At 49.3% G+C, this 1,381-nt stretch carries 1 protein-coding gene; it reads right to left on the bottom strand.

Annotated elements, in window-relative coordinates:
• Positions 1 to 21: 21 nt before the first annotated feature.
• The gene (locus tag ACYVG7_RS10335) at positions 22 to 1,317 is read right to left on the bottom strand and encodes a restriction endonuclease (RefSeq protein ID WP_460883037.1); all 1,296 of its coding nucleotides are present in this window, start codon (positions 1,315 to 1,317) and stop codon (positions 22 to 24) included.
• Between the last annotated feature and the right edge of the window lie 64 nt (positions 1,318 to 1,381).

Here is a 1,381-nt window from a genome sequence, read left to right as displayed (position 1 = left end):
TCAGAGGCTGGACGTTATCGATTATCTCACTATATTCATCAAACTCTTGAAGCTATCCACTACGCTGTAGCTGACCTTTTTCGATGAAATTTGCTCGCTCAATTTTTCGAAGAAGCGCTTGGCGCAATCGACCTTGGCTTGTTCCATGGCCTTCAGTTGCAGTGACTCCATTGAACCCTTTGTTTCTGCAACAAAATAGACATGTTTGACGGCTCCCTCTTCGAACGCAATAGCCCAGTCCGGGTTATAGTTGCCAACAGGAGTTGGTATGGAAAAGCCACGAGGTAGCTTGGCATAGACGGTCACTTCCTTGGCTGATTCAAGTCCGCCAGGATCATTAGATTTCGGATCGCCAAAGACCAGTTTGCGCTCCACGTCTGAGTCGGTGATCAGATAGTCGTAGATGTGCTTCTTCAACGGCTGGCCTGCATGGACGAAATCTTGCTTGGTTTGCCCCGCCGTAAAGATGCTGCTATCAAACTTATCTTCCAGCAGGTCATACGTCAGATGCTCCACCACCATGGTGGCCTTTTGTGTATTGATCAGGCGAGCCGTCTGGCTAATAAAATCCTCAGGGTTGTTACGGAACTGGTCGAACACCACCTTCTGGATCTTCTGCAATATGGCCGCAACCGTACTGCGTTTGAGCTTGGTCAATTCACTAACCTTACCCAACAAGTCATATTTGACCGTCGAGTGCACCGAATGCTGATACTCCTCCCGCTCCGTTTCGGATACGGCGAATCCCTGCCCCGTTTTCATCTGCTCATAGGTGGCGTTGTCAACTTGCTCACCCCGCACGATATTGAAGTGGAGTTTCTCTACACGTAGATGCTGATCCAGCTCTTTGACCGCCTTAGCTATCAACTCTGCGGAATCAAAATCGACCTGGTAGATGGCCTTGTGGTTAATTCGTTGCCACAGTTCCTGGAACTCTTTCTTATCGAAATTGCTATTCAGCGGATTGATCTTGCCCTTGCGATCATCATCGATAGCGGGCAATTGCTTGTCAGTGTAGATGGAATCAATCACATCCAGTATGGGATCGCTATAGGGCTGCAGATCACCCGGCATGGCCGCTAACGTGCCAGCCTTGCGCGCATCGATGTAGGCATCAGTAATGCGGTCCTGCTCATCGGTATAATCATTTTTGACCAGATAGCGATAAATCTTTTTGGCCATCTCTTCGGTGATTTTGATATCACCCTGCGCGGTTTTCAGCACTTTGCCGACGAAATAATGCTCGTCCGCCTTCTGCGGTCGGGTAGAGAGCGAATTACTGATATCACTCTGCAGTGCCGAGGCGTTGTTGCTCAAATCAGGGAACTATCCCGCAGTTTGGTGATCTGATCTCTTAGGTTCACCACCGGGAGCGCCAGAT

Source organism: Pseudaeromonas pectinilytica (assembly GCF_054780855.1).
The sequence above is the reverse complement of the archived record's forward strand: the minus strand, read 5'-3'. Positions and strand labels throughout refer to the sequence as shown.